Source organism: Mesorhizobium sp. M0088, assembly GCF_040322895.1.
Lineage (GTDB): Bacteria > Pseudomonadota > Alphaproteobacteria > Rhizobiales > Rhizobiaceae > Mesorhizobium.
This window is the reverse complement of the sequence record NZ_JAMYUI010000001.1, coordinates 41,942-66,811: the sequence shown is the minus strand read 5'-3', so window position 1 is coordinate 66,811 and position 24,870 is coordinate 41,942. Positions and strand designations below refer to the sequence as shown.

Here is a 24,870-nt window from a genome sequence, read left to right as displayed (position 1 = left end):
AGCGGGCGCGGCTTATGTCGCGCCCGTTTTCATTTCAGCCCCGGTTTTCACTTTCAAATCGCCCAGACAAGTCGAGATCGAACAATGTCCGCCGAGCCGTTGAAGACGCTTTTCCATCCCTTCGAGGCCGAGGCTGTTTCTTTGCCGGGAAAGGGCACGCGCGCCCTGTTTCTCGGCGCTGAGCCGGGTTTTCGCCTGCCTGAAGGCTTCGAGGCGACGCTTCACCTCGTGCAGGGCTTCCGGCCGCATTTTAGCGCGCTGCAGGCGTCTGGCTGCGTCGTCACCGCGCAAGTGGAAGGCGATGGCTTCGATATGGCACTTGTGCTTGCCGGCCGGCATCGGGGTCTGAACGAAGTGCGCCTCGCGGAGGCGCTTGAGCGTGTGGCGCCGGGCGGCTTGGTCGTCGTTGGCGGCGGCAAGGACGATGGCATTGCCAGCCTGCGCAAGCGCGTTGACGAACTTGTGCCGCTGGAGGGCCATCTGCCAAAATATCACGGCATCGCCTTCTGGTTACGCCGTCCCGCGGACCTCGCCGCCGCGGAAGAACTGCGCGCCGCCAATCCCGCTCTGCTGGTTGAAAACCGGTTCCGCACCGCGCCCGGCATGTTTTCCTTCGACCGGATCGATACCGGCTCGAAATTGCTGGTCGAGAACCTGCCCAATGATCTGCGTGGCAACATTGCCGATTTCTGCGCCGGCTGGGGGTATCTGGCTGCCGAGATCGCCGTCCGCTCACCGGGCATTTCAGCGCTCGACCTCTATGAGGCCGATTTCGCCTCGCTCGAAGCCGCAAAGCTCCATCTGGCAGGGGTCGGCCAGTCGATCGCCAGGAATTTCTTCTGGATCGATCTGCTGAAGGAACCGGTCGAGAAGCGCTACGACGCGATCGCCATGAACCCGCCCTTTCACCGCAGCCGGGCGGCCGAGCCGGAGATCGGCGCCGGTATGATCCGCGCGGCGGCCAAGGCCTTGAAACCAGGTGGTCGGCTGTTCATGGTCGCCAACCGCCAGCTTCCCTATGAGCCGATACTGGCGGCCGCTTTTTCGAGCCATGCCGAACTCGCCCGCGACGGCATGTTCAAGGTGCTTGTCGCTCGTCGTTGATACAATGCACCGCGTTCAATGCAGATTGGCGACGCGTCGGACCTCATCGGTGACATGCACGTCGCCGACCCTGATCTTGAGGGGGGCCGGCCTGCCGTACAGGTAGCCTTGCACCACCTCGCAGCCGGCTGCCCTGAGCAGCGTCGCCTGGCTTTCGGTCTCGACGCCTTCGGCAATGATGCTGACGCCGAGCGCGCGCGACAGCCCGACGATGGTCGAGACGACCGCACCCGAGCTGGAATCGGTGTCGAGGCGGCTGACGAAGGACCGGTCGATCTTCAGCTTGCCGAACGAGAAATCGATCAGGTAGCTCAAATTGGAATAGCCGGTGCCGAAATCGTCGACGGCGACCGAGATGCCCATATCCGCAAGCTCCTTCAGGATGGCGGCGGCGCGGTCGCGGTCCTGCATCATCGCCGTCTCGGTCACTTCCAGCTCCAGCCGCGACGGCTTGATGCCGGTGCTCGTCATGGCGTCGCGCACGATGCCGACAAAATCCTTGGTCATGAACTGGACGGGCGAGATGTTGACGGCGACGAAGCAGTCGTCGGGCAGATGCCGGGCGTCGCTGCAGGCTTTGCGCAGCACCCATTCGCCGATCGGGCCGATCATGCCGGTTTCCTCGGCGATCGGAATGAACTCCATAGGCGGGATCATGCCGCGTTCCGGATGCCGCCAGCGGATAAGCGCTTCATACCCGACGATGCGGCCGGTCGGGAGATCGAGCTGCGGCTGGTAATGAAGGTCGAAGTCACCACGTTCGAAGGCTATGTGCAGTTCGGATTCGATCCATTGGCGATGGTCGGCGACCCTGCCCATTTCGGCATGGAAGACCGACCAGTTGCCGACGCCGCTGGCGCGCGCGTTCTGCAGCGCCAGATTGGAGCGGCGCAGGATGAGGACCGGATCGACGCCGTCCTTTGGCATCGCCACGATGCCGACCGACAGGCTGACGGATTGCAGGTGCGTACCGAGATCATAGGGCTCCATCATCTCGTCGATGAGCCTCTCTATGGTGCTTTCCAAGGACCCTGAGACTTGATTGTCGGGCAGCAGGATCGCGAATTCACCGGCGCCGATGCGCCCGATCAGCGCGCGCGGTGGCACGCACGTCTTCAAGCGCTTGGTGAAGGCGCGGATCAACTCGTCGCCCTGGCTGTAGCCGATGGCGTCATTGATCTGCTTGAAGCGGTCGATGTCGATATCGATGAGGAACATCGGCTCGCCGGTCCGGCTGGTCGCGCATGCCGCCTCGGCAATCTTGCCGACCATCGCCGGGCGTGCCACCAGGCCGGTCAGCTTGTCGAAATGGGTTTCCGTGAAGACGAAATCCGCCGATTCATCGACGCCGGCGAAGAAGGACATCGCGGCGACCGACGCCGCCAGTGCGCAAAGAGCGGCCATCACCGGGACCATCAAGTCCGCCGAGATGCCGGCAAAACCATCGCCGAGACCGAGCTTCAGGCCCCAGAGCCCGAGGACGAAACTGCCGAGACCCGAACTCGCTATGGTGAGCAGTCGGAACACCGGTGTTCGCTTCGGGTTGCTGACGGCGAGCATTGAAAGTTCCCCTGAGTACGGGGCTTTCTAGCGGATATCTCCTTAAAATGAGTTTCCGCGAATGAATCCAATTTTATTGGACCGAAAGTATTTCTTGAGCGGATCAATGCGCTGGCGCTGAAACGATTCAGTTGGCGCGCTTTAAGCTTCGTATCTTCAAATGTCCGCCATTTCAAAACCGTCGCGCACCTTTGGCCGGAAGGCGTTAGTCTCGCCCGCCGTCGGTCTGCTTCAATTCGTCGAGCGTCGGCATGGAAACGATATGATAGCCGGAATCGACATAGTGGATTTCGCCGGTAACCCCGGAAGACAGATCCGACAACAGATAAAGCGCCGAGCCGCCGACCTCGTCGATGGTCACCGTGCGGCGCAGCGGCGAGTTTCGCTGCTGGTAGGAAAACATGTGGCGCGCATCGGAAATGCCGGCGCCGGCAAGCGTGCGCACCGGTCCAGCCGATATGCCGTTCACCCTGATGGCGCGCGGACCGTAGTCGTTCGCAAGATACCGGACACTCGCCTCCAGCCCTGCCTTGGCGACGCCCATGACATTGTAGTTCGGCATGACGCGGACCGACCCCGCATAGGTCAGCGTGATCATCGATCCGCCGTCCTTCATCAAAGTGGCCGCATGGCGGGCGACCTCGGTGAAGGAGTAGCAGGAGATCACCATGGTGCGGACGAAATTGTCCCGGCTGGTGTCGGCGTAGAGACCTTTCAGCTCGTTCTTGTCGGAAAAGCCAATGGCGTGGACGACGAAATCCAGCCCGCCCCATTCCTTGCCCAGAGTCTCGAACGTGGCCGCGACAGAGGCGCTGTCCTCGACGTCGCACGGCACGACCAGCGAGGCGCCGAGCTTGTCGGCCAGCGGCCTGACCCGGCGTCCGAAGGCATCACCCTGATAGGTGAAGGCGAGTTCCGCGCCATGTTCGGATAATTTCCGGGCGATGCCCCAGGCGATCGAATGATCGTTGGCGACACCCATGACAAGCCCGCGCTTGCCCTTCATCAATCCGTCCATGGCCGGCAAATCCTTATGCGGAATAGCGCTGGAAAACGAGCGTGGCGTTGGTGCCGCCGAAGCCGAACGAATTGGACAAGACAGTGTCGATCCTGGCGTCGTCGATGCGCTTTCGCACGATCGGCATGCCCTCGAATTCGGGGTCGAGGGTCTCGATATGGGCGCTTTCGCCGATGAAGCCGCCCTGCATCATCAGGATCGAATAGATGGATTCCTGCACGCCGGCCGCGCCCAGCGAATGGCCGGTCAGCGACTTCGTCGAGGTGATATACGGCATCTCTGGGCCGAACACCTCGCGGATCGCTCCCATTTCCTTGGAATCTCCCACCGGCGTCGAGGTACCATGGGTGTTGATGTAGTCGACCGGTGTGGAAACCGTGGCCAGCGCCTGGCGCATGCAGCGGACTGCGCCCTCGCCTGAAGGGGCAACCATGTCGTGACCATCCGACGTCGCGCCATAGCCCACGATCTCGGCATAGATTTTCGCGCCGCGCGCTTTGGCATGCTCAAGCTCTTCCAGCACCAGCACCCCGGCGCCGCCGGCGATGACGAAGCCGTCGCGATTGGCGTCATAGGCGCGGGAAGCGGTCGATGCGTTGTCGTTGAATTTCGACGACATGGCGCCCATGGCGTCGAACAGGTCCGACATCGTCCAGTCGAGATCCTCGTGGCCGCCGGCAAAGATGATGTCCTGCTTGCCCCACTGGATCAATTCATAGCCATTGCCGATGCAATGCGCCGAGGTCGAACAGGCCGACGAGATCGAGTAGTTGACGCCGTGGATCTTGAACCAGGTGGCAAGCGTCGCCGATGCGGTCGACGACATTGCCTTCGGCACCGCGAACGGACCGATGCGCTTGGGACTGCCGTTCTTCAGCGTCGTTTCGGCAGCTTCGACGATGGTGCGGGTGGATGGTCCGCCCGATCCCATGACGATGCCGGTGCGCTCATTGGTGATGTCGCTCTCGCCGAGGCCCGCATCCGCGATCGCCTGATCCATGGCGACATGGTTCCAGGCAGCCCCCTGGCTCAGGAAGCGCATCGCACGGCGGTCGATCATGGCCGATGGATCGAGCGTCGGCGCTCCCCAGACCTGGCAGCGGAAGCCGTGTTCGGCGAAGGAATCGGAGAAGCTGATGCCGGATCTGGCGTCATGCAGAGAGGTCTGCACCTCGTTGGCATTGTTGCCGATCGACGACACAATGCCGATGCCTGTGACTACGACACGTCTCATTCGCAACTCCTTCCAGGGGTGCTGGCCAGAGAGCTGGCCAGGGATGCCGGTCAGCCAACCGCCGACTGCTTGGACAGACCGACTTTCAAATCCGTTGCCGCGTATATGGGTTCGCCATCCGCCTTCAGCCAGCCATCGGCGATGCCGAGCACCAGCCGGCCCCGCATCACGCGCTTGAAGTCGATGCCATATTCGACCTTCTTCACCGAGGGCGTGACCATGCCCTTGAATTTCACTTCACCGGTCGACAGCGCCATCCCCTTGCCGGGTTCGCCCAGCCAGCCAAGATAGAAGCCCGTCAATTGCCACATGGCGTCGAGGCCGAGGCACCCCGGCATGATCGGATTGCCGATGAAATGGCAGGCAAAGAACCACAGGTCCGGCTTGATGTCGAACTCCGCGCGGATGAAACCCTTCTCGAAGGCGCCGCCCGTCTCGCTGATCTCGGTGATGCGGTCGAACATCAGCATCGGCGGATAGGGAAGCTGGGCGTTGCCCGGTCCGAACAGTTCGCCGCGGGCGCAGGCCAGCAATTCGTCGTACTCGTAGCTGGATTTACCCGCCATCAATCTCATCCCCATATCGTTCCGGGCTATCGGGTGCCCTTGTCGTTGGTTTCCTAACACAATCTGTTTCAGGCCGGAAACCGGCGTTTGCGCTTAGCCTGCTCGTCTGCCTGGGTCAATGCGCGCTATTGATCGCATTCGGACGACAGAATATATGTCCTGAGAGGTCCGGTTTCGGCAGACGTTCATTTTTTTGCCATTCTGGGCGTGTCTTGGGGCGGAACTGTGGGGTTCGACGAGAAGATGGACCTGGACGGCCGGAAGGAAAATGTCGCTGTGGACAAGCGGGTCCGTGAAGCTGGCCTGAGGCCGACGCGTCAGCGCATTGCGCTGGCCGATCTGCTTTTCGCCAAGGGCGACCGGCATCTGTCGGCCGAGGAACTGCACGAGGAGGCGGTTGCCGCCGGCGTGCCGGTGTCGCTGGCCACCGTCTACAATGCCCTTCACCAGTTTACCCAGGCGGGACTTTTGCGCATCCTCGCCGTGGAGGGCGCGAAAACCTATTTCGACACCAACACCTCCGACCACCACCATTTCTACATCGAAGGCGAAAACCGCATATTCGACATCGACAGTGGTCCGGTGACGGTCGCCAACCTGCCGGAGCCGCCGGAAGGGATGGAGATCGCCAATGTCGATATCGTGGTGAGGCTGCGCCCCAAACGCCGCGAATGACCGGCGAGGCCCCCTTACCGTGCCCGTGCTGTTGTTGCTCGGCGGGCACATGTGGGGCAATGCGGCCGCGATGGCGGTTGCGCTGATCTGGATCGCGCACATCGCCATCGACCGTGCGCTGGCCTATGGCCTGAAGCTGCCAACCGGCTTTCAGGACACCCATCTCGGCCGTATCGGGCGCTAGGCTGACCTGAATTTCAACACACCCAAACCGGGCCGTGAAGGATCGGGGTTAAGATTCTGGGTCAAGAATCAGTCCTTGACCCGTTCGCCGGGATAGGCGCCCCAGACGATCGACTGGGCAAGCCAGCCTGTGTGGCCATCGAATGTCATTTCGCACCACTGGCCGTCGCAGGATTTGATCGTGCCCATGACGCCCGGCTCGACCATCGCGACCACCCTTGCGTCCTTGTTGGGGCTGTTGAGAAGGTTGATCTGGGCACCCTTGCCGCGCTGCCACGGAGCAACGATTGCTGTGCGCCGGCCGGACAGCAGCGACTGGTTGATCCAGCCTTCCGAACCATCGGCATCGCGCACGCGGCGCCATGTGTCGAATTCCTGGATGATCTCCATCGGCAGGCCGGCCTTCATATACATCCAGTCGACCGAGTAGTTGGCCCCGGGACCGACGCGCGAGTTGACGCGGCCGGATTTCAGGCTGACGAAGCGCGGCAGCGGCAGGCCACTCGGACCAAGCGTGACGACGCCCTGGGCAGGTGCAGCGGCACTCTGCGCCACGGCAAGCGGAGAATAAAGCAGAGCGCCGAGAAATGCTGCGCTGAGGGTCAGGCGAAGCGACGCGAAACCAGACACTTTCATTCCTTTCGGCGCTTGCCCATCGGCCTCGGCGCCCCTTTTTCTTTGTCTTCGGCGGCACCGCTTGTTACAGGGAGTAATCGGCACCGCGACCGGCTTTCAGTTTCGCCGGTCTTGGTTAAAGAGGTCTCAACGAGATCGGGTTAGAAGCAATTCCAGCAAAAGTGTGATGCGGTTTTGCGTTCGGAATTGCGGCAAGTACTCGGGAGGGAAAACAATGGCAGGCAAAAAGAAGCCTCTCGTCGTCATCACGCGAAAGCTGCCCGACCCCGTCGAGACCCGCATGCGCGAGTTGTTCGACGCAAGGCTGAATGTCGAGGACCGGCCGATGACGCAGCCGGAACTGGTCGCGGCGGTCAAGGAGGCCGACGTGCTGGTGCCGACGGTAACCGACCAGATCGACGCCGCACTGATCGCCCAGGCCGGCGACAACCTCAAACTGATCGCGAATTTTGGCAATGGCGTCGACAAGATCGATGTCGCGGCCGCGGCCAAGAGGGGCATCACCGTCACCAACACGCCGAATGTCCTGACCGAGGACACCGCCGACATGACCATGGCGCTGATGCTGGCGGTGCCGCGGCGGCTGGCGGAAGGTGCCAATGTGCTCACCGGTGACAAGAAATGGGCTGGCTGGTCGCCGACCTGGATGCTGGGCCGGCGCATCTGGGGCAAGCGGCTCGGCATTGTCGGCATGGGCCGCATCGGCACCGCCGTCGCCAGGCGGGCCAAGGCCTTCGGACTGTCGATCCATTATCACAATCGCCACCGCGTGCTGCCGGCCGTGGAAGACGGGTTGGAGGCGACCTATTGGGAAAGCCTCGACCAGATGCTGGCCCGCATGGATATCATCTCGGTCAACTGTCCCTCGACGCCGGCAACCTTCCATCTGCTTTCGGCGCGGCGGCTGGCGCTGCTGCAGCCGACTGCCTATGTCGTCAACACCGCACGTGGCGACATCATCGACGAGGAAGCGCTGGTCAAGCTGATTCAGGACGGCAAGATCGCCGGCGCCGGGCTCGATGTCTACGAGCATGAGCCGGCCTTGAACAGCAAGCTGCTGAAGCTCGCCGCCAAGAACAAGGTCGTGCTTTTGCCGCATATGGGCTCGGCGACGCTCGAGGGCCGCATCGACATGGGCGAGAAGGTCATCATCAATATCCGCGCCTTCGTCGACGGCCACCGCCCGCCGGATCGGGTGCTGCCGCTCAGGACCTGACGCTGTCGCGGCCCACAAACCGTAAGATAAACCTTACGGGATGGCTTTGCGCATGGTGATCGAGGTCGGCCTGGCATAGCCCTCGTGCGCCGTACGTTCAGTTTCGCGAAAGCCGAGGCGAGCAAAGGCCGCATGATTCCCGGTCAGCTCGATCCGCGTCTGAAGCTCGATTGCCGTCTTGCCGCGGCTGCGGGCAAGGTCTTCGACCGCCTGCATCAGCCGCCGGCCAATGCCTTGTCCCTGGCAGTCCGGCGCGACCGCGAGCTTGCCGACATAGAACTCTGTCACCTTTTCAAGGGCAAAGACGCAGCCGACGATCCGATCGCCCTTGAGCGCGACGAAGCCGGTCTCCCACCGCGCCTTGTCCCGCAGAGTGTCGGTGGTCAAAAGGTGGGCCGAGGAGGGCGGGTCGATGACGCCGTCCATCGAGGCGAAAGCGCGCATGATCAATGCGAGCACATCGTCCCAGCGGTCGAAATCGGTCGGGATCCGCGTGATGGAGACAGCTTCGATCCGGTCCAAGAATTCAGCTTCTCTTGTAGCGGATGGTGTCGAAGCGCGCCGCCAGCCCATCATAGAGCAGCAGCCGGCCGACCAGCGGTTCGCCGACGCCGGTGATCAGCTTGATCGCCTCCATGGCCTGCAACGTGCCGACGACACCGGCCAGCGCGCCAAGCACGCCGGCTTCGGCGCAGGACGGCACCAGGCCCGGCGGCGGCGCCTCGGGAAACAGATCGCGATAGCCTGGATTGGGTTTGCCGTCCTTGCCGTCTTCGAATGGCTTCAGCACCGTTACCGAACCATCGAAGCGTCCGACGGCGGCATGCACCAGCGGCTTGCCTTCGCTCGCGCAGGCATCGGCCACGGCATAGCGCGTTTCGAAATTGTCGGAACCGTCGACGACGATGTCATAGCGGGCGACGAGGGCGGGCGCATTGTCCTTGGTCAGCCGGATTGTGTGCGCTTCAACAATTGTGTTGGGATTGATGCGAGCGATTGCCGCCTTGGCGCTATCGGTTTTCAGCAGGCCGACAGTGTCGGTACCGTGAATGACCTGGCGCTGCAGATTGGACAGCGAAACGGTGTCGTCATCGACCACGCCTAGTGTGCCGACGCCGGCGGCGGCGAGATATTCAAGCACCGGCGCGCCCAGCCCGCCAGCGCCGATGACCAGCACCCGGGCCTGTTTCAGCCTTTGCTGGCCGGCTCCGCCGATCTCCGGCAGCACGATGTGGCGGGCATAGCGTTCGATCTCGTCTGCGGTCAGGGCGGCAGTGGTCATTGCCTGATCATACAGGGACTGAAAAACCTTGTCAGGGATCTTCGGTTGGCCCAACCGTCCCATGGTCGACAGTCAGGAATTGCGCGCGTCCCTGGAGACTGGAAAACAGCGCAGCATCGGTTCCTGTCATGAACGCCTGGCAGTTCAGTTCCTCCAGGATGGAAAACAGCGCCGTGCGGCGCCGGCTGTCGAGATGCGCGGCGATCTCGTCGAGCAGCAGGATCGGTGTCATGCCCGACATTTCGCCGGTCAGCCTTGCATGCGACAGCACGATGCCGACCAGCAGCGCCTTTTGCTCGCCTGTCGAGCAAAGCTCGGCCGGCATCGCCTTGGGGCGGTGCCGAACCATCAGGTCCGAACGATGCGGGCCATCGAGCGTGCGCCCGGCGGCGCGGTCGCGCTCACGGCCGTCGGCAAGCGTCCGGCGGAAGCGTTCCTCGACATCGACTGCCGGCGCGACGGCAATCTCGGCTTCCAGATCGCCCGAAAGGCCGATGTCGGCCTGCGGAAACGGTCCTGTGTCGGGCAGCCTGTCGATCATGGCGGCGAGAAGACGCACCATCTCGGCCCGCGCGGCGGCGATCGCCACACCGGTTTCGGCCATCTGCGTCTCGATAGCGTCGAACCAGCGGTCGTCTCGAGAGCCTTCAGTAAGCAAGCGGTTACGGCCACGCATCGCCTTCTCGTAGTCGATCGCACGTTGCCCGTGGCCGGGATCGATCGCCAGCACCAGCCGGTCGAGAAAGCGCCGGCGATCCGCGGCCGGCCCGGTGAACAACGCGTCCATGGCCGGCGTCAGCCACACCACGCGCAGCCATTCCAGCATGTCCTCGGCCGAACGCGCCGGAGCTCCATTGATGCGCACCCGCCTGCCGCCTTCGCCGGCGGTGTCGCCGCCGGAAATGCCTGTTCCGATCTCGACTTGGCCGTCAGGTCCGTCGAGCCGGGCATGCAATGCAAAGCCGCCGTCGCCGCCCTCGCGTGCGACATCCGCGTAAGGGGCGCGGCGCAAGCCACGCCCTGGTGTCAAAAAGGAGATCGCTTCGAGGAGATTGGTCTTGCCGGCGCCGTTGTCGCCGGAAAAAACCACGGCACCTGGCGCCAGATCGATCGTCAGCGCCGCATAGTTGCGGAAATTAGTAAGTGTTAGCTTACTTATATGGTTCTGTCCCGGCAACCGCTATCCGCCTATAGAGCGCTCCATCGTTTCACAGAAACGCAGAACCGCTCTATCTCTTTGTTTTGACGCAATTCCGGACGGAAAACCGCTTCACACTTTTCCTGGAATTGCTCTAGGAGTTGCCGTAAATATCGCGCTTGCCGCCGTTCACAACAGGACCGAAGTGCTGACACCGCGCCGCTACACCCGCATCGGCATCAACACATAAAGCGCGGTCTCGTCGGCCATGTCGTGGATCAGTGTCGGCGAACCGGCATCCGCCAGCATGAACTTGGCCTCCGTGCCGGTCAGCTGCGCGGCAACGTCGAGCAGGTACTTGGCGTTGAAGCCGATCTCGATCGGATCGGATGAATAGTCGGCGGACAGTTCTTCGGTGGCGCTGCCTGAATCCGGATTGTTGACCGCAAGCGTCACCTGACCCTCGCTGATCGACAGCTTCACCGCGCGGCCGCGTTCGGAAGAGATGGTCGAGACACGATCGACGGCGGCGGCAAAGCTCTGGCGGTCGATGATCAGCTTCTTGTCGTTGCCGGTCGGAATGACCCGCTGATAGTCGGGGAAGGTGCCGTCGATCAGCTTCGAGGTCAAAACCACGCTGCCGATGGTGAAGCGGATTTTGGTGTCCGACAGTTCGGTGGTGACCGCGACATCCGGATCGTCGACGAGCTTCTGCAGCTCGCTCACCGTCTTGCGCGGAATGATGATGCCCGGCATGCCTTCGGAACCCGCTGGCGCATCGATCTCGGCGCGCGCCAGGCGGTGGCCGTCGGTCGCCACCGAGCGCAGCTTCAGCTTGCCGCCGACCTCATGCGTGTGCAGGTAGATGCCGTTCAGGTAATAGCGCGTCTCCTCGGTGGAGATGGCGAATTGGGTCTTCTCGATCAGGCCTTTCAGGGCAACCGAGTCGAGACGGAAGATATGCGAGAAGGATCCGGCCGAGAGCTCCGGGAAGTCGGATTGCGGCAGACACTGAAGGCGGAAGCTCGAGCGGCCAGACGTCACCGTCATGGCGTTGCCGTCCTCGTCCGTCTTCAGCATCACCTCGGCGCCATCGGCAAGCTTGCGCACGATGTCGTAGAGCAGATGTGCCGGGACTGTCGTCGCCCCGCCGCGCTCCACCTTGGCGGGCGTCGCTTCGGTCACCTCGAGGTCGAGATCGGTCGCCTTCATTTCAAGGCTGGCGCCTTCGGCGCTGAGCAGCACGTTGGACAGGATCGGTATGGTGTTTCGCCGCTCGACCACACGATGGACGTGGTTGAGCGACTTCAGGAGATTTGACCGTTCCAGGATAACACGCATGACGAAACAGGCTCGCTTGAATGAATGACGGGTCACCAGTGAGCGGCGTCCCGCGAAAGGTCTGAACAGGCTCAGAATCTGCGTAAACTGACAGGAAAAAACCAGCAAACGCAAGCCCGCGCCACCGGTTCAGGCCGGCTAGGCGGGCTTTCTGGGGATAACGCGCCCGAAGTCCGCGAGCCAGTGTCGTAAAACCGAAATCCAGATCGCTTCCAGGCGGCGCCACGAGCCCGATCCAGGCCCAGCGCCGCACTGGCAAGCCATTGAATTCCGGTATTGTTCTGGCTCTGCCATCCCCGGAGGATCAGGCCTGGTCGTTGATCAACCGCCTCAGAAGCTCAAGTTCCTGCGCCAGCGTGTTGTCGTTGCCGGAAAGGTCCTCGATCTTGCGCACGGCATGCAGCACCGTGGTGTGATCGCGGCCGCCGAAACGCCGTCCTATCTCAGGCAGCGAGCGCGGCGTCATCACCTTCGACAGGTACATGGCGACCTGCCGCGGCTTGACGATGGTGCGCGTGCGCCGGTTGGACAGCAATTCGGTCTTCGACACATTGTAGTGACGCGCCACGATGCGCTGGATGTCCTCAATACGGACACGCTTCGGCTCGCCGGTGCGATAGATGTGGCCGAGGATTTCGTCGATCCGGTCGATGGTGATCTGCGGCTCGAAGGATTGACGGAACAAAAGCTGATTGAAGGCGCCTTCCAGCTCGCGTCCGCTACCGGTCACGGTGCGGGCGACGTGATTGAGGATCTCCTCCGAAATGTCGAGCGACGCGTCGTCGCTCCTGGCCGTGGCAAGGCGCAATTTGAGCATGCCGAGGCGCATGGCGAAATCGGGCGCCGACATTTCAAGCGCGACACCGCCATTGAGGCGCGAACGGACCCGCGGTTCGAGCGATTCCAGTTCCGATGGCGGCCGGTCGGCGGCGACGACGACCTGCTTGGCGCTGTCGAGCAGCATGTTGATGAGGTGGCAGAATTCGTGCTGGATCGACTTGCCCTGCAGAAACTGCATGTCGTCGATGATGAGCAGGTCGATGTCGCGCAGCTGTTCCTTGAGCGTCAGCGCGTTGTTGTCGCGGATCGCGGTGGCAAAGCGCCACATGAAATACTCGGCCGTGAGATAGACGACGCGCGACTTGGGGTTCTGCTTCAGCGATTCCGCGGCGATGGCCTGCAGCAAATGTGTCTTGCCGAGCCCGACGGTTGCGTGAAGGAAAAGCGGATTGAAGCGCACCGCGCTCGATTGCGATTCCGCCACTGCCTTGGCGGCGGCGAAGGCCACCCGGTTCGACGGTCCCTCGATGAAGGAGCCGAACGTGTAGCGCGGATCGAGCGGTGATCCCAAAACGTTGTGGCGGAATTCGCTCTCGATCGGTGTGCCCGGACGCGGAGCCGGTGCGCGCTCCACCCGGCTGGGGCTGACTGTGCCGGCGGCAAGCGCCGTCTGCGTCTGCCGTGTCACCTTGCTGCGTGCTGGCGTTACCTCTGGCTCGGCCTGGCTGCGTCCCTGACGGGTTGCCGTGCGCACGACGATGTCGATCTTGAGGAGATCGGGATCCTCCTGCTTCCACAACTCGGAGATGAGGTCGAGATAGTGGCCGTTGATCCATGAGCGCAGGAAGGCGGTAGGCACCGAGATGCGGACAATGCCCTTGGAAGCCTCGGCGACCTTCATGCGGCCAAACCAGCTCGAATAGACTTCGGTTCCCAGGCGCGCCTTCAACTGGGTCTTGACCCGGTCGAATTTCTGTTCCGCGTCGCTGGACACCGCCATGTCGTTTGCTCCGATCAAAGTTCCAGGAAATGGGAGGTCGCCCGTAAGCTCCCTTTCGATGCCGCTCTGCATGATCTTTTCCTTGTCCTTCCGTACCTGTTTTCCACCGGGGATGCGCCTCCTGCATCCGGTTCCGGCGACCTAACTCTTTGCTACGATGTCCGCTGCCGCCGCCGGCAGATGAACGTCGCCCATTATCCGTGGGAACCGGTGCCGGCCCATGGAAGCCAGTCCGCGTTGGGTATGTCAGGGCAATACAACACCGTCCGGCGAAAGTGCGCCGGCGCGCCGTCTACCTGCCATGTCTAGTTACGCCAGTCCCCTACCGTATCGAAAAAGACAAACCAAACCCGTCCGCGGACTTGATCCGCGTTGCAAATCCCGCCAATTTAAGCTGGCCGATTCAGGCTTGGGTTAAGAGCCAGAGCCCGTCCCTTTCGATAGATCGACACTACCGAAATCGCTGTGGATAGGGCAAGGCCACGTCTAACGGATTTTTAAGGAATCTGGTTACTGGAGGTGGGTTCGAGTGGCGTGCCGCAACGGCACAATTTAACAAAGCCATTGTGATTCAAACCCTTTTCCGGTGAATATGAAAAACCGGACGCCGACAGAAATATTCTGAAATAATTCGCTTGACAGCGACTTGTCCCCGATCGGGTCCGACCGGTGTGGACAAGCTGTGGATCACCATCTGTAAGTGTCTGAAAAATATAATCTATTTCTGACAATCAAGAATCTTTAGGTCGGCCGTTTCAAGCATGCCGATCAACAGCAGGCATGCATATGTCGGCAAACTATTCCTAAATGTGAAATCCCGCATAAGACGGCGTTTCCGGACATTCTTTTTAAGTGCTTGCCGGCAAACGAAAAAACCCGGCACAAGCGGCCGGGTTCCAAGAACGTCAGTCTAGGCAAGTAATGTCAGGCCGACAGTACCTTGACCCGCTGAGCCAGTCGCGACACCTTGCGGGACGCCGTATTCTTGTGGATTACGCCCTTGGTCGCGGCACGCATCAATTCCGGCTCCGCGATCTTGAAGGCAGCCTGTGCGGCAGCCTTGTCACCGGAGGCAAGCGCCTCTTCGACCTGGCGGATATAGGTGCGGACGCGCGAGCGGCGATTCTTGTTGACCGCTGCGCGGCGGACGATCTTGCGCGTTGCCTTTTTGGCCGAGGATGTATTGGCCATGATGCCTCTCTTCTGATCTGGTCGGCGCATGCGGGATGCCGCAGGGCGCAAAAAACAAAACGGGCAGCCACGGGGCCGCCTCGGTTGGTGCGGCTTATAGTTCAGCTTTTCCGGCGCGTCAACGCTGCCTGGCCTTCTTTTTGGCGGCCAACAGTCATCTTCTTCGCAGCCAAGGTATTGGCGTCAGCGGTTGGTGAAATTCGGCTTCCGCTTCTCGGCAAAGGCCGCCATGCCTTCCTTCTGATCGTCCAATGCAAACAGCGAGTGAAACAGCCGGCGCTCGAACCGCAACCCCTCGGCAAGCGTCGTCTCGAAGGCGCGGTTGACAGCCTCCTTTGCCATCATCACCGATGGTAGCGAGAATGCGGCGATCTTGGCCGCGGCCTTCAGCGCCTCCTCGACAAGTTCGCCGGCGGGCACGACCCGCGACACCAGGCCAGAACGCTCGGCCTCGGCGGCATCCATCATCCGCCCGGTCAGGCACATGTCCATCGCCTTCGACTTGCCGACGAAGCGGGTCAGCCTTTGTGACCCGCCCATGCCTGGAATGACGCCGAGCGTGATTTCGGGCTGGCCGAACTTGGCCGTATCGGCGGCGATGATGAAATCGCACATCATCGCCAGTTCGCAGCCGCCGCCGAGTGCATAGCCCGCCACCGCCGCGATAATTGGCTTTCGCGCCCGCGTAAGCTCTTCCCAGCCGACGAAGAAGTCTTGGGCGTAGGCGTCCGCGTAGGAGATGGACTGCATCTCCTTGATATCGGCGCCGGCGGCGAAAGCCTTTTCAGAACCGGTGATGACCATGGCGCCGATACCGGCATCGGCGCTGAAACCGGTCACGGCCGCCACCACTTCGGTCAGGATCTGGGAGTTGAGCGCGTTGAGTGCCTGCGGCCTGTTCAGCGTGATCAGCCCGACCTTGCCGTGCGTCTCGGTGATGATCGTCTCATAGGTCATGGCTGCTTCTCCTTGCTCACGCTCGTCTGGAGCGGTTCATCGTTTCACGCAAACGCAGAACCGCTCCATCTCCCTGTCTTGACGCAATTCCGAATGGAAAACAGTTTCACACTTGGAATTGCTCTAACTCATCGCTGACACGTCCGGCAATAAAAGGTCGATCGGCCGCTCTGCACGACACGTTCGATGTGGCCGCCGCAGCTGGGCTTGGAGCAGGCCTCGCCTTCGCGGTCGTAGACGGCGAAGGCGTGCTGGAAATAGCCCAGCGACCCATCGGTCTGCATATAGTCCCGCAGTGAGGAACCGCCGGCTGCGATCGCATCCGATATCACCGAACGAATGGCTTGCACGAGGTGTTCGCTTTGGGCCTGGGCTTTCTTTCCGGGCTTGGCGATCGTGCCCGCCTCGCGCAGCGGCGACAGGCCGGCGCGCCACAGCGCCTCCGACACATAGATGTTGCCGAGCCCGGCGATCAGCCTCTGGTCGAGGAGCGCTGCCTTCAGCGGTGATCGCCGCCCTTTCATCAATGAGGCAAGCAGCGCGCCGTCCAATGTGTTGCCCGTAGGCTCAACGCCGAGTCCGGCCAGCATCGGATGGACGTCCGGCCCTTCGGCAAACAACATGAAGCCGAAGCGGCGCGGATCATTGAAGATCACGCGGGATCGGGCGCCTGCCGGAGACACGATATGGAAGACGACGTGATCGTGATTGGAGCTCTTCGAGCGCTCGTGCCGGAAGATGCCGGGCATGTCGCTGCCATCGGCCGTCTCGATGCGGAATGAGCCCGACATGCCGAGATGGCAGATCAGCACGGGGCCGCCTTCCAGGTCCATCGTCAGATACTTGGCCCGGCGGCCGAGTGCCGTGATCGTCTTGCCCGTCAGTCGCTGCGCGAATTTCTCGGGAAATGGAAAGCGCAGATCCGGTCGGCGCGCCTCGACGCGGGCGAAGGTGGCGCCTTCCAGAACCGGCTGAAGTCCGCGCCGGACGGTTTCGACCTCCGGCAATTCAGGCATGACCGCCGATCGCCGTATAGAAAGAAGCGCCGTAGCGTCCGGGCGCCAGCCCGAGATGCTCGGCCACGGTCTCGCCGATGTCGGCGAATGTCGTTCTCAGTCCGATGTCGCCGCCCTTGAGACCCGGTCCAGTGCCGATCACCGGAATGCGCTCGCGCGTGTGATCGGTCCCGCCCCAGGTAGGGTCGTTGCCGTGGTCGGCCGTCAGGATGAGAAGATCGCCCTGCCGCAGCCTCGCAAATGCCTCCGGCAGCCGCAGGTCGAAGGCCTCGAGCGCTGCAGCATAGCCCGCGACATCGCGGCGGTGACCGAATTCGGTGTCGAAGTCGACGAAATTGGCGAAGACGAGATCACCGTCGCCGGTATCATCCATCGCACCCAGGGCCTCGTCGAACATCGCCATATTGCCTGCCGCCTTGCGCACTTGCGAAATTCCGCGATGGGCGAAGATGTCGCCGATCTTGCCGACGGCGATGACACGGCTGCCACGCGCCGTCAGCCGGTCGAGCAGGGTCGGTTCCGGCGGGGGCACGGCGTAGTCATGACGGTTGTATGTCCGCTCGAAAGTGGCGGTGGTTTCGCCGACGAACGGCCGCGCGATCACCCGTCCGATCCTCAGCGGGTCAACCAGCCTGCGCACCACCTGGCAGAATTCATAAAGCCGATCGAGGCCGAAATGAACTTCATGCGCGGCGATTTGCAGGACCGAGTCGACCGACGTGTAGCAGATCGGCTTGCCGGTCCGGATGTGCTCCTCGCCGAAGCGCTCGATGATCTCGGTGCCCGGCGCATGGCAATTGCCGAGAATGCCCGGCACTTTGCCTTCGCGGATGATCGCCTCGGTCAGTTCGGCCGGAAAGGCGGGAATCCTATCCGGGAAATAGCCCCAGTCGAGGCGCATCGGCAGGCCGGCGATTTCCCAATGGCCCGACGGCGTGTCCTTGCCGCTCGAAACCTCCTGTGCGGCGCCGTGGAAGGCAGTGGCGAGCAGATCCGTCCCGCTGCTGGCAAAGCCCAGCCCCGTTGCGGTTTCGGCGGCCTTGCCAAGCCCGAGCGAGGCCATATGGGGGACAAACAGCGGTCCACTGCGAAGCCCTTCGCGATCCGCGCGCCCCTCTGCACAGGCTTCTGCGATGTGCGCTAATGTGTTGGCGCCGGCGTCGCCGTAGCGGTCGGCGTCGGCCGCTCCACCGATGCCGAAGGAGTCCAGGACGAAGAGGAAAGCGCGCGTCATCGAGTTGTTGCCAGTTTGACCGACCAGACATAGGGTTCCGCGACTTCATTGGCAATTCGGAAACCAAACGGCAACGGCTTGGCGTGATAGTCTGGTGCATGTCGCCCAAAAGTGCGCAGCGGTTTTGGGATAACGACATGCACAAATGCCCCGCGCATGGGCATGGATCGAGGACAACAGACCGTGGTTCCTGTCATGAGAGTTGCGCTGAAGACTTATGCCGCTCTCCTGCTGGCGCAGGTCGGGCTCTGGTCCAATCCGGCGCATGCCGACTGGCGCGATGATATCGGCACGTTTCGCATCGGCATCGTTGCCGATCCAGGCGCCGGCAACTCCGTCCCGGGGCTGGCTGTGTTGACCGACGCCTACACCAAGGCCTTGGGCATGAAGGTCGAGTTTGTCGTTGCCCGCAACTATGCCGCGCTGATCGAGGCGCAGGCCAATGCCCGCATCGAATACGCGATCTATTCGGCCACCGCATATGCGACGGCCTCGCAGCGCTGCTTATGTATCGAGCCGCTTGTCGCTCCGGTCGATTCAGACGGCTCGATCGGCATCCGCTCCGTTCTGCTGACGCGGGACGGCAAGCTGCCCGGCCTTGCGGCGATGGACAGCCATCGTATCGCCATGGCGCCTTCGGACAGCGTCGGCGGTTCTCTCTTGCCATTGGCGGCGTTGGCGGCGGAAGGCCGCAAGATCGCGGAAGATGCGCCGTTTCTGGTCCATGCCGATTCGGCCGCGGCGGCCGAGACGATGCTGGTCGACGGCGGGGCCGATGGCCTGTTCGGCTGGGTGACGGCCGCTGCCGACGGCCCGCGAGAACCGTCGGGCACGCAGGCGAGGTTGGAGGCGGCAGGGCTCTCGGTGACGTCGCTTCGTGTCGTGTGGACGTCGGGTCTGCTGAGATATGGTCCGCACGCGGTCCGCAGCGATCTCGACCCCGAAGCCAAGCGCCGGCTCACCGTGTTCCTCACCAACCTCAAGTCGACGACGCCCGATATCTACGACCTTCTGGAGTCGAAGCATCCCGGCGGCTTCGCCACCGTGGCGCCAAAAGACTACGAGATGGCCGCTGCTATCGTGCGCTTCGTTTCGGACCGTGGACAGCAGCAGTAGCTGGAGCGGCCTTGCGCCGCGCCTGACTGCCTCTGTTCAACAGTCGCTGCAAGGGATTGCCACGCTTCTGCGGGGGCGCAGAAAATAGGTTTCGCCCATATTTATGTTGCTGAAAGCCGAGGTCAGCCCAAGCTTCTGTTGACTGCTCGCGCTCCATGCGATGACCGGCGTATAGCCGAGATTGCTTTCGACGCGGATGAGAAAAGTGTTGGCGACTCTGAGCGCCGCCGGGACTGTTGTCGCGGTGGTGGCGGCGGCGCCACGGCTGGCGACGCCGGCTACCAATTTGCGTGACCACACCACCAGTGCCTGTGTCCCATCGGCCGAGACCTGGATTGCCGTGATGGTGATGGTCGGGTTTGAGCGATTGTAGGGTTGAAGGGTGACGCTGCCGATCTGCATGATGGCGTCGACATCCGCTTTGAGGACGCTTGTCTGCTGGGTGACGAGATCGGCCACCATGCTGCCGATACGACTGACCTTCTTGCTGGTCTCGATGGCTTGGGACGCTTCCATTGTGAGGAAATACATGATCAGCAGAATTGGCATGATCAAAGCGAATTCGACTGCTGCGATGCCGCGGCGATCCGACCAGAATCGACTTGCTTTGCGCCAAACTCCCGTAATCATAAGATGTGCCCCCGCACGCGTCATGCTCATTGCCCTTTTCTTATACTGCTCGTGCATTCCGCTCAGTTGTCGAACGGCTCGTTCTGCCAGGTCACCGATGCGAAATGCAGGGTCTTGTTGCCGCCCATCGATTTGGCCAGCAGGTCGGTCATGATCGGCCATTTGTAAAAGACCCGCAGCATGTTCCTCGACTCCGCCGCACCCGCCGTAGTGGAAAAGGGCACTTCGGTGGTGCCGTTCGTCAACTGGACATCGTTGTTCTTGATCTTGAAGCCGGCCGCCGCCGCGTCTGCGAATGCCGTGTATTGGCGAAGATCCACCATCAACTGAAGCTTGCAGTCCTGGGCGACGATGATCTGCAGTTTGTTGCAGATCGTGGTCTTCAACCCGTCTTCAGTGACGGTGGCCGCCTTTAACTGGCCGGTGCGCAACTGGCGCGCGACATCGTCGGTGATGTTGGCCATCACCTCCTGCGCGGCAAATGAAATGCAACTTTCCAGAATGGCGAAGACAAGCAGCGCGAAGGGGACTGAAAGGATCGCGAATTCGATTGCCGTGGCGCCGCGCCGGTCACGAAGGAAGCGGGCGAAAAACCTTCGGCGTCCCGCTCTGTGGTCGCCTGTGCAGCCGAATTCCGTGCTCATGTCCGATCCTGCCGATCTCTATGCGGTCTCGGAAGGAGCATTAGCGCAAACCAATTGAGGTCCGGTTTGGATGATCGTTAAAGTCGGCGCAGGCCTCTTAACCAGCCGATAACCGGAACGGCAGCCGATCACGCCACCTATCGGCTGACGCTCATCTCCGCTTCGGAAGACTTCTCCGCTTCGCTCTTGTAGGAGCTTTCGCAATAGGGCGTGCAGGACATCGTCTGGATTTCGGCACGCCGATAGATGCGCACCGACGAAGCAGCCTGCCGCACGACGGTAACCTGCTCATCGACGATGGGACTGCCGTCGGTATCGAGCACGACCAGATTGGTGACGCCGAAGCCTTTGCCGGTGAGCACGATCGTCGAGGCGTCCTGCACCGAAGCGTCGGCGATTGCCGGGTTGCCGACCACGATGGTGTCTGCCGGACGCGACAGTTTGACGATCTTGGCCTGGTTCATCGTGACCTCGATGCCGGCGCCGGCCATGGCGGGAGCCGCGAAGCTCGAGACGGCAAGAAGCGCGGCAATCAGGATTGACGATCTCGGCTGGGCCATTGAGGCGCTCCACGCAGGCGGACTGATCAACGGAACATGAACGAGATTGGTGAACCAACGGTTAAGCATGCGATGTTGCCAATCGTGTATTGGCCGGCAGCCACCCGCGAGGCGCGGTCCGGTCGGGTCGCAAGCCTGCCAAACCCGGAACTGGAAGGCGCGGCGGTACATTAGCCCGAAGTTAACCACGCAATATGTTCGAACCGGGAAAGGAATCGGTAAGGCTGTTTCTTAAGCCGATCGAAAGAGCTTCTCCCTAGATTGGCAGTATCCGATCAACCATCACAGAAGTTGACGGAAGTGCTGTAACACGTGGAGTAGGAGCTCTCGAATGTCTAATCTCATCGCACGTTTTGTGAAGGACGAATCCGGCGCGACCGCTATCGAATATGGTCTGATCGCCGCTCTCATCGCGCTCGCCATCATCACTGGCGCCGGCACGCTCGGCAATGCGCTGAACGCCAAGTTCACCAACATCGGCACCACCCTGAACGGCACGCCGAGCGGCAGCTGATCGGCTTATCGCCGAGCACTTGCATTACATTTCTGGAAAAGGGCCGCCGCGTGGCGGCCCTTTTTCTATGCCGCTGCCAATATAGGTCGTCTTTTCGTTCCTGGCCTCATCAATCGTTAATCGAACATACTTAGATTGAGCCCCGTGAAATCGGACAATAGGCATGGCGCCGATGCTTGAAGCCCTGATCTTCGTCGTCTTTCCGTTCTGCATGCTGTTTGCCGCGATCTCCGACATGCTGTCGATGACGATCGCCAACCGCGTGCCGGTGCTGCTCGTCGTTGTCTTCGCGCTGGTCGCGCCCCTTACAGGCATGGACTGGGCGGCCTATGGCGGACACTTCGCCGCCGGCGCCCTGGTTCTGGCCGTGACGTTCGGCCTGTTTGCAATGGGCGGCATGGGCGGCGGCGACGCCAAGCTTCTGGCCGCAACCGCGATGTGGATGGGCCTCAATGTCAATCTCGTGGAGTATCTTGTCGCCTCGACAATCATCGGCGGCCTGCTGACGCTCGGGATCATCCTCTACCGGAAGTCGATGCTTGCGGCCGTTACCGGCCAAAATCCGTTTCTGCGCCATTTCGCCGACGAGGCAAAAGGCGTTCCCTACGGCGTCGCGCTCGGCCTTGGCGGGTTGCTGACCTATCCGGACTCGCCTTTGATGATATGGGCGCTGGCCAGGCTGGCGGCCTGACCACGATATTATTTTATTGTCTGTCAGCATTGCCGAAACCCCGTTCTCAACAGGGCCGGCCCGGCCATTTTGGTCGTGCTGGCCACATTCCGGCTAATTTATGTAAACCTTAAATTAATCACGATCGTAAGCATTACATTAACCTTGTTTTGACGATTGCCGCTGCAAAGTCCGGCTTGGCTACGTGGTTTGCCAGGGCAAGGGTTCGGACAGATGCCAGCATCGCGATTGATAATTCTGAGCGTGGCGGTGGCCGCGGCGGGTGGCGCTGGCTATGTCGCGAAGAACATGGTGGCACCGCCGCCCCAGGTCGTCGTCGATTCCGGTCCCCAGGCCCCGGCGGTGGCACTCCAGGATGTGCTTGTGCTTTCGGGCGACGTTCCGATGGGCAATCCGATCCAAAACAACATCGCCTGGCAATCCTGGCCCGCCGACGGCGTCAACGCGAATTTCATCACCCGCACCGCCGAGCCCGAGGCACTGGACAAGCTGAAGGGTTCCATTGCCCGTGTGGCGATGTATGCCGGAGAACCCCTGCGGCGCTCCAAGCTGATCGGCGAGGGTCAGAGCTTCATGTCGTCGATCCTGCCTTCCGGCATGCGGGCGGTCGCCACGGCCATCTCGGCCGATACGTCGGCCGGCGGCTTCATTCTTCCCAACGATTTCGTCGATGTCATCATGACCCGCAGGGCCGATGCCGCCAGCGGCTCCGCCGGCTTCAACACCGAGACCATCCTCAAGAACATCCGCGTCCTCGCCATCGACCAGACCATTCAGGAGGACGAGGAAGGCAAGAAGACCAGGGTGGGCCAGACCGCCACGCTGGAACTGACGCCCAAGCAGGCGGAGATCATCACCGTCGCCCAGCAGATGGCGGATCGCCTGACCCTGGCGCTGCGGGCGGTCGCGGACACGCAGGAAAAGAATGTGGGTGAGGCCGACTATCTCGTTTCCGGCAATGGCCGCAGGGGAACGGTGAGGTTGATCAAGTCGGGCGAAGTTTCCGAAGTGGGAGCAAGGAAATGAAGCTAGGTGGCAAACTGCCGGCAATCGTAGCCGCGGCATTCGGCCTGCTGCTCGTCGGAGCGAACGTGCAAGGCAGCGTCGTCGAGGCAAAGAACGCGCAGGTCACGGCATCGACGGCCACCCAGCGCGTCAAGCTCGGCCTCAACAAGTCGGTGGTCATCGACCTGCCGAGCGATGCCTACGACATTCTCGTCGCCAACCCGGCGGTTGCCGATGCGGTGACCCGCACCGCGCGGCGCATCTATCTGTTCGGCAAGGCGGTCGGCGAGACGAACATCTTTGTCTTCGGCCCCAATGGCGAGCAGATCGTCAGTCTTGATCTGGCCGTCGAACGCGACGTTGCTGGCCTGGAGGATTATATCAGGCGCTTCCTGCCGACGTCGGCCATCAAGGTGGAGCTGCTGAACGACAACGTCGTCTTGACCGGAACGGTCGACACGCCGCTGGATGCAAAGCGCGCCGAACAGTTGGCGAACATGTTCGTGTCGGGTGGTGAAGCAACGACGGGACAATATTCGCAGACGGCGGCCGGCGGTTCGGCCCAGAGCGGTGTCGACATCAACAATCCGGATCAGGAGCGGCGCACTAGCCAGATCGTCAACCTGATCCAGATCATTGGCGACGACCAGGTCACGCTGAAGGTCACGGTCGCCGAAGTCAGCCGCTCGGTGATGAAGCAGCTCGGCGTCAACATGGTCGGCAGCGGCAGCTCCAACGGCATTTCCTACAGCGCGGCGAGTTCACCTGCTTTCGGGTTGGGCAAGCCGATTTCGCAGACAACCGATTTGTTGCTGGGAGACGGGATCGGAAACGGCCTCCAAGCCTACATCAATGCCATGGAACAGAGCGGCGTGATGAAGACGCTGGCTGAGCCGACCCTTACCGCCGTGTCGGGCGAGAAGGCAACATTCAAGGTCGGCGGCGAGTACAATCTGGTCACCGGCCGCTCAAGCAACGTGTCGGACGACAACCAGACCGGCCTGACCACATACTCGTTTGAAAAGCTCGAATACGGCATTGGCCTCGAGTTCCAACCGGTTGTGTTATCGGCGGGGCGCATAAGCCTCAAGGTCAGGACGTCTGTTTCGGAGCCGACCACGGATGGTGCGCCGACTCTCGAAGGTGGGGGTAGCAGCAAAACTATAAATCAACCCGGCATGACAATCCTGTCGATCCGCAAGAGGCTTGCCGATACCACCGTGGAACTGCCTTCGGGCGGGTCGATGATGATCGCCGGTCTTGTTCGCGACGACGTTCGCCAGGCCATCTCGGGCCTGCCTGGCCTGGCCAAGATCCCGGTGCTCGGTTCGCTCTTCCGCAGCAGGGACTTCGTCCGCAACGAGACCGAGCTCGTCATCATTATCACGCCCTATCTGGTGAAGCCGGTTGCGCGCAACGACCTTGCCAAGCCGGACGACAATTTCAACGCCGCCAGCGATGGCGCCGGCATGTTCCTTGGCCGCGTCAATCGCGTCTACGGCACCATGCAGACCGACAAGCCCAACGGCCGTTATCACGGCGTTGTCGGCTTCATCTACAAGTGAGCGGGGAAGCGGAC

General features: G+C 61.8%; 26 protein-coding genes. 9 read left to right on the top strand and 17 right to left on the bottom strand.

Annotation, left to right across the window (positions count from 1 at the left end; all coding sequences use genetic code 11):
- The first annotated feature begins 84 nt into the window (after positions 1-84).
- Complete coding sequence (locus NKJ67_RS00295) at positions 85-1,104, top strand: class I SAM-dependent methyltransferase (protein WP_352580078.1); 1,020 nt, start codon at positions 85-87, stop codon at positions 1,102-1,104.
- A 15-nt stretch (positions 1,105-1,119) separates the two neighbouring features.
- On the opposite strand, the gene NKJ67_RS00290 is transcribed toward NKJ67_RS00295, so the two are convergent.
- The 4 genes from NKJ67_RS00290 to fabA all read right to left on the bottom strand — a co-directional run bounded on the left by NKJ67_RS00290 (position 1,120) and on the right by fabA (position 5,482).
- Positions 1,120-2,664 (bottom strand): putative bifunctional diguanylate cyclase/phosphodiesterase, encoded by a 1,545-nt coding sequence (locus NKJ67_RS00290; protein ID WP_127807962.1) that lies wholly within the window; start codon positions 2,662-2,664, stop codon positions 1,120-1,122.
- Between the two features lie 205 nt (positions 2,665-2,869).
- A complete protein-coding gene (fabI, locus tag NKJ67_RS00285) occupies positions 2,870-3,682 on the bottom strand; it encodes an enoyl-ACP reductase FabI (RefSeq protein WP_352580077.1) in 813 nt (270 codons plus the stop codon).
- Between the two features lie 13 nt (positions 3,683-3,695).
- On the bottom strand, positions 3,696-4,916 hold the full coding sequence (gene fabB, locus NKJ67_RS00280; RefSeq protein WP_127267922.1) for a beta-ketoacyl-ACP synthase I: 1,221 nt from the start codon (positions 4,914-4,916) through the stop codon (positions 3,696-3,698).
- Between the two features lie 50 nt (positions 4,917-4,966).
- Positions 4,967-5,482, bottom strand: coding sequence for a 3-hydroxyacyl-[acyl-carrier-protein] dehydratase FabA (gene fabA, locus NKJ67_RS00275; protein WP_013527885.1), 516 nt, complete (start codon positions 5,480-5,482; stop codon positions 4,967-4,969).
- A gap of 243 nt (positions 5,483-5,725) precedes the next feature.
- On the opposite strand from fabA, the gene irrA reads away from it, so the two are divergent.
- Together irrA and NKJ67_RS00265 are read left to right on the top strand one after the other, a co-directional pair.
- The gene (gene irrA, locus NKJ67_RS00270) at positions 5,726-6,157 is read left to right on the top strand and encodes an iron response transcriptional regulator IrrA (RefSeq protein WP_024503471.1); all 432 of its coding nucleotides are present in this window, start codon (positions 5,726-5,728) and stop codon (positions 6,155-6,157) included.
- Positions 6,158-6,176: 19 nt separating this feature from the next.
- The gene (locus tag NKJ67_RS00265) at positions 6,177-6,341 is read left to right on the top strand and encodes a DUF4260 family protein (RefSeq protein WP_372337958.1); all 165 of its coding nucleotides are present in this window, start codon (positions 6,177-6,179) and stop codon (positions 6,339-6,341) included.
- Between the two features lie 68 nt (positions 6,342-6,409).
- Here the strand turns inward: NKJ67_RS00265 and NKJ67_RS00260 are convergent, their stop codons facing one another.
- Entirely contained in the window at positions 6,410-6,970 is a 561-nt protein-coding gene (locus NKJ67_RS00260; RefSeq protein WP_127267923.1) for an SH3 domain-containing protein, read from the bottom strand.
- A gap of 220 nt (positions 6,971-7,190) precedes the next feature.
- On the opposite strand from NKJ67_RS00260, the gene NKJ67_RS00255 reads away from it, so the two are divergent.
- Positions 7,191-8,192, top strand: coding sequence for a 2-hydroxyacid dehydrogenase (locus tag NKJ67_RS00255; RefSeq protein ID WP_023811391.1), 1,002 nt, complete (start codon positions 7,191-7,193; stop codon positions 8,190-8,192).
- A gap of 33 nt (positions 8,193-8,225) precedes the next feature.
- Here the strand turns inward: NKJ67_RS00255 and NKJ67_RS00250 are convergent, their stop codons facing one another.
- The 9 genes from NKJ67_RS00250 to NKJ67_RS00210 all read right to left on the bottom strand — a co-directional run bounded on the left by NKJ67_RS00250 (position 8,226) and on the right by NKJ67_RS00210 (position 18,131).
- Complete coding sequence (locus NKJ67_RS00250; protein WP_352580076.1) at positions 8,226-8,714, bottom strand: GNAT family N-acetyltransferase; 489 nt, start codon at positions 8,712-8,714, stop codon at positions 8,226-8,228.
- Between the two features lie 4 nt (positions 8,715-8,718).
- Entirely contained in the window at positions 8,719-9,474 is a 756-nt protein-coding gene (locus NKJ67_RS00245; RefSeq protein WP_352580075.1) for a molybdopterin-synthase adenylyltransferase MoeB, read from the bottom strand.
- Positions 9,475-9,505: 31 nt separating this feature from the next.
- Entirely contained in the window at positions 9,506-10,651 is a 1,146-nt protein-coding gene (gene recF, locus NKJ67_RS00240; protein WP_352554691.1) for a DNA replication/repair protein RecF, read from the bottom strand.
- Positions 10,652-10,834: 183 nt separating this feature from the next.
- Positions 10,835-11,953: a DNA polymerase III subunit beta gene (dnaN, locus tag NKJ67_RS00235; RefSeq protein ID WP_023811387.1), complete on the bottom strand. Its 1,119-nt coding sequence runs from the start codon at positions 11,951-11,953 to the stop codon at positions 10,835-10,837.
- Positions 11,954-12,257: 304 nt separating this feature from the next.
- Positions 12,258-13,733 (bottom strand): chromosomal replication initiator protein DnaA, encoded by a 1,476-nt coding sequence (gene dnaA, locus NKJ67_RS00230; RefSeq protein WP_352580074.1) that lies wholly within the window; start codon positions 13,731-13,733, stop codon positions 12,258-12,260.
- A 924-nt stretch (positions 13,734-14,657) separates the two neighbouring features.
- On the bottom strand, positions 14,658-14,924 hold the full coding sequence (gene rpsT, locus NKJ67_RS00225; protein WP_027039558.1) for a 30S ribosomal protein S20: 267 nt from the start codon (positions 14,922-14,924) through the stop codon (positions 14,658-14,660).
- A gap of 183 nt (positions 14,925-15,107) precedes the next feature.
- Entirely contained in the window at positions 15,108-15,881 is a 774-nt protein-coding gene (locus tag NKJ67_RS00220) for an enoyl-CoA hydratase (protein ID WP_352580073.1), read from the bottom strand.
- A gap of 128 nt (positions 15,882-16,009) precedes the next feature.
- Positions 16,010-16,897, bottom strand: a complete 888-nt coding sequence (gene mutM, locus NKJ67_RS00215) for a bifunctional DNA-formamidopyrimidine glycosylase/DNA-(apurinic or apyrimidinic site) lyase (RefSeq protein ID WP_352580072.1) — start codon at positions 16,895-16,897, stop codon at positions 16,010-16,012.
- Positions 16,890-18,131 carry a phosphopentomutase gene (locus NKJ67_RS00210; protein ID WP_352580071.1) on the bottom strand — a complete coding sequence of 414 codons (1,242 nt, stop codon included), beginning with the start codon at positions 18,129-18,131 and terminating at the stop codon, positions 16,890-16,892. The genes mutM and NKJ67_RS00210 overlap by 8 nt, the downstream gene beginning before the upstream one ends.
- A gap of 195 nt (positions 18,132-18,326) precedes the next feature.
- Here NKJ67_RS00210 and NKJ67_RS00205 point away from each other — a divergent pair, with 195 nt between their 5' ends.
- Positions 18,327-19,247 (top strand): phosphate/phosphite/phosphonate ABC transporter substrate-binding protein, encoded by a 921-nt coding sequence (locus NKJ67_RS00205; protein ID WP_352580069.1) that lies wholly within the window; start codon positions 18,327-18,329, stop codon positions 19,245-19,247.
- A 36-nt stretch (positions 19,248-19,283) separates the two neighbouring features.
- On the opposite strand, the gene NKJ67_RS00200 is transcribed toward NKJ67_RS00205, so the two are convergent.
- The 3 genes from NKJ67_RS00200 to NKJ67_RS00190 all read right to left on the bottom strand — a co-directional run bounded on the left by NKJ67_RS00200 (position 19,284) and on the right by NKJ67_RS00190 (position 21,081).
- Positions 19,284-19,901: a TadE/TadG family type IV pilus assembly protein gene (locus NKJ67_RS00200; protein WP_352580326.1), complete on the bottom strand. Its 618-nt coding sequence runs from the start codon at positions 19,899-19,901 to the stop codon at positions 19,284-19,286.
- Between the two features lie 38 nt (positions 19,902-19,939).
- Positions 19,940-20,521, bottom strand: a complete 582-nt coding sequence (locus NKJ67_RS00195; protein ID WP_027039552.1) for a TadE/TadG family type IV pilus assembly protein — start codon at positions 20,519-20,521, stop codon at positions 19,940-19,942.
- Between the two features lie 137 nt (positions 20,522-20,658).
- Positions 20,659-21,081, bottom strand: a complete 423-nt coding sequence (locus NKJ67_RS00190) for a pilus assembly protein N-terminal domain-containing protein (RefSeq protein WP_352580067.1) — start codon at positions 21,079-21,081, stop codon at positions 20,659-20,661.
- Between the two features lie 331 nt (positions 21,082-21,412).
- Between NKJ67_RS00190 and NKJ67_RS00185 the strand changes: the two genes are divergently transcribed.
- From NKJ67_RS00185 to NKJ67_RS00170, 4 genes are all read left to right on the top strand, one after another.
- A complete protein-coding gene (locus NKJ67_RS00185) occupies positions 21,413-21,595 on the top strand; it encodes a Flp family type IVb pilin (RefSeq protein ID WP_023811379.1) in 183 nt (60 codons plus the stop codon).
- Between the two features lie 172 nt (positions 21,596-21,767).
- Entirely contained in the window at positions 21,768-22,286 is a 519-nt protein-coding gene (locus tag NKJ67_RS00180) for an A24 family peptidase (RefSeq protein WP_352580324.1), read from the top strand.
- A 213-nt stretch (positions 22,287-22,499) separates the two neighbouring features.
- Positions 22,500-23,312, top strand: coding sequence for a Flp pilus assembly protein CpaB (gene cpaB / locus NKJ67_RS00175; RefSeq protein WP_127397744.1), 813 nt, complete (start codon positions 22,500-22,502; stop codon positions 23,310-23,312).
- Entirely contained in the window at positions 23,309-24,856 is a 1,548-nt protein-coding gene (locus NKJ67_RS00170; protein ID WP_352580066.1) for a type II and III secretion system protein family protein, read from the top strand. Before cpaB ends, NKJ67_RS00170 begins: the two co-directional genes overlap by 4 nt.
- Positions 24,857-24,870: the final 14 nt, after the last annotated feature.